Annotated in this window: 2 protein-coding genes, 1 pseudogene and 1 riboswitch; of the genes and pseudogenes, 1 reads left to right on the top strand and 2 read right to left on the bottom strand. The window is 67.0% G+C overall.

Translation table 11 applies throughout. From position 1 onward, the window contains the following. Both SFU54_RS02270 and SFU54_RS02265 read right to left on the bottom strand, forming a co-directional pair. A pseudogene (locus SFU54_RS02270) lies at positions 1-597 on the bottom strand (serine hydroxymethyltransferase); the annotation flags it as partial. Between the two features lie 46 nt (positions 598-643). Beyond that, a riboswitch (ZMP/ZTP riboswitch) is annotated at positions 644-727 on the bottom strand. Between the two features lie 38 nt (positions 728-765). After that, positions 766-1,998, bottom strand: a complete 1,233-nt coding sequence (locus SFU54_RS02265; protein ID WP_319014696.1) for an MFS transporter — start codon at positions 1,996-1,998, stop codon at positions 766-768. A gap of 109 nt (positions 1,999-2,107) precedes the next feature. On the opposite strand from SFU54_RS02265, the gene SFU54_RS02260 reads away from it, so the two are divergent. After that, positions 2,108-3,145, top strand: a 1,038-nt coding sequence (locus tag SFU54_RS02260; RefSeq protein WP_319014695.1) for a low temperature requirement protein A, incomplete at its 3' end; no start/stop codon positions are given.

Here is a 3,145-nt window from a genome sequence, read left to right as displayed (position 1 = left end):
CACCTCGTCGGCGATAGCGCGGAAGGCCGCGAAGTCGAGCTGACGCGAGTAGGCCGACCAGCCGGCGATGATGACGGTCGGCTTGACCTCGTGCGCCTTGGCGCGCACGACATCCATGTCGACGAGCATCGTCTCGGGGTCAACTCCGTAGCTCGTGGCGTTGTAGACCTTGCCCGAGAAGTTGAGCTTCATGCCGTGCGTGAGGTGACCACCGTGGGCCAGCTCGAGGCCGAGGATCGTGTCGCCGGGCATCGCGAGAGCGTGCAGCACGGCCGCGCTCGCCTGCGCGCCCGAGTGGGGCTGCACGTTGGCGAACTCGGCGCCAAAGAGGGCCTTGGCCCGCTCGATCGCGAGGTTCTCGGCGATGTCAACGAACTCGCAGCCACCGTAGTAGCGCTTGCCGGGGTAGCCCTCGGCGTACTTGTTGGTGAGCACCGAGCCCTGGGCTTCGAGAATTGCGCGCGAAACGAAGTTCTCGCTCGCGATCATCTCGAGCGTTCCGCGCTGGCGGCCGAGCTCTTGCTCGAGCACCGCGGCGATCTCGGGGTCGACGTCGATGAGGGCGTCGTTGAACGACGAGGGCAGTTTGTCAGACACGGGAGGTCTCCTTCGAGGGTCTGCCGGCCGCAGCCAGCGGGGTTCTGCTGGGGGCCCAGGCGTACGGCCCCTCACCGTGTCGGTCGCTCCCTGATGGTGACCCATCCGAACGCCAGTCGCGACGGCGGTCAGTCTATCGCGCGGCGTCTGCCCGCGCGCGGTGCGACCTTACGGCGACTCGGCCTCGATGACCGTGATCGGCCGGGTCGTGAGGGGCACGCCACGCGCGCGGCGCCGCGACTCCATGATGAGCAACGCGACGATGCCGAGCCCGAGGGCTCCGGCCTCGACCCAGGGCAACCAGGTCGTACCCGAGATCGAGTAGAGCAGCGCTCCGATTGCTGCCCCACCGCCGATGCCGATGTTGAACGAGGTGGTCAACAGGGCAGCGCCCACGTCACGCACGTTGGGCGAGGCGACACGCAGCAAGCGGGTCTGCAGCAGCGCGGGGATTCCACCGAAGGCCGTGCCCCAGATCACGAACGCGATGACCACGAGCACGGGAACTCCGGCGAAGAGCGCCAGGGCGCTGACGGCGAGCATGACGCCGGCGAACATCCCGTACAGACCGCCCCGGGGGTAGCGGCTGCCAACGACACCCGCGAGCACGAGTCCGATGGCTCCCGCGCCGCCGTAGAGGAACAAGAGGATGCTGAGCGACTCGGGCGCGAACCCGGCGGTGTCGAGAACGAAGGGGGCGATGTACGTGTAGAAGACGTTGTGGCCCGTGACGATGATGACGACGAGAACACAAATGAAAATCACGGAGGGCATCGTTGGATCGCGGCGCACCGGCAGTTTGATCTCGCCCGTCGCGAGCGAGACACGGTGCTCGACAGTGGGCAAGAACGCGATGACGGCTACGACGAGCACGACCACGGTCGCGGCGATGACGCCAAACGCCGCGCGCCAGCCGAGCACGAGACCGAGGGCTGTGCCGAGCGGAACACCGAGCACAAACGCGATCGTGCCGCCCGCGCTCGTGACGGCGACGGCCCGCGCGAGCTGGTGGCGCGGCACGAGGTGCGCTGAATAGGCACCGGCGACCGCCCAGAAGAGACCGTGGGCCAGGCCTCCAAGAACGCGCGCACCCACGAGCACTTCATAGCTCGGCGCGATCGCCGCGAGCACATTGGCGAGAGCAAAGACCCCGAGCACCGCGAGCAGCAGGCTCTTGCGCGAGTAATGCCGCGTGAGGGCCGCGAGCGGCGCGGCCGTGAGCACGACGGTGCCGGCGAAGATCGTGATGAGCAAGCCGATCTGCGGCTCGGTGACCCCTAAGTCGCTTGCCATGATCGGCAAGAGGCCCGTGGGCAAGAACTCACTCGTGACGAGCACGAAGATGGCGGCGGCGAGGGTGATGAGGCCCACCCACGGAAACGGGCGGTCGGAGCTAGTCATGAGAAGACAAACGCTTTCGCGGTCAGCGCAACGCCGCTGACAAGCACGGGGACCCCGAGACGGGCATCCGCATCTAGGCTAACGCCACCATCACCCGACAGGAGCGCCCATGACCGCCTACCTGCCCGTCGCCCGGCTGTTTCGCAATCGCGCGCCCGGCGCCGACCGCGTGGCCTTCATCGAGCTCTTCTTCGACCTCGTGTTCGTTTTCGCGGTCACGCAACTGTCACACCACGTGATCGGGCACCTCACCCCGCGCGGTGTGCTCGAAGGCGTTCTCATGCTCGTGGCCGTGTGGTGGGTGTGGATCTATACGACGTGGGTCACCAACTGGATGAACCCCGAAAAAACGCCCGTGCGGTGGATGCTCATCGCGATGATGCTCGCGGGCCTTGTGCTCAGCACTGCGATCCCCTATGCGTTCGCCGACCGGGCGTGGCCCTTCGCGATCGCGTACATCGTCATGCAGCTGGGCCGCACGATCTTCGTGGTCGTGAGCTATCGCCGCGTCGGCCAGCTCGGCAACGCCGTGAACCTCACGCGCATCGGTATCTGGTTCGTCTTCGCGGCACCGTTCTGGATCGCCGGAGCCGCCGTCGGCGGTGACCTGCAGTTCGTGTTCTGGGCACTCGCGCTCGGCATCGAGTTGTTTGCCCCGACCGTGCGCTACTGGGTGCCCGGTCTGGGCAACGCCAACATCGACTCGTGGGCGGTCGCAGGCGGCCACATGGCCGAGCGCGCGGGGCTGTTCATGATCGTGGCCTTGGGCGAGTCGATCATCGTCACGGGCACGGTCTTTAGCCGCAGTGAGTTCACGGTCTCGACGGTGTTCGCGTTCCTCGCGGCCTTCGTCGGCACGATTCTGTTCTGGTTGCTCTACTTCAGCCACGGGGCCGAGCACGGGCACCGGTTCATCTCGGCGTCTGAGCAATCCGGGGCCATCGCGCGCCTGACCTACACCTACTTGCACATGATCCTGGTGGGCGGCGTTGTCCTCGTGGCGGTGGGCGATGAGCTCGTGCTCGCGCATCCGGATGACCCGCTCGATGCCGCGACGCTCGCGGTCGTGGTGGCGGCGCCCGCCCTCTACTTGCTCGGCAACCTGCTCTTCAAGCGGTCGATCGGCCGGCCGTGGCTGCGGTCACAC

The organism is Microcella sp. (assembly GCF_033763155.1).
In the GTDB taxonomy this organism is placed as follows: Bacteria; Actinomycetota; Actinomycetes; order Actinomycetales; family Microbacteriaceae; genus Microcella.
Note: the sequence above shows the minus strand (reverse complement) of the source record. Positions and strands in the feature narration are given on the sequence as shown.

What these genes read in the sequence shown, in the direction of transcription:
- SFU54_RS02265 (WP_319014696.1), bottom strand. Translation starts at nt 1,998, where the DNA reads ATGACTAGCTCCGACCGCCCGTTTCCGTGGGTGGGCCTCATCACCCTC.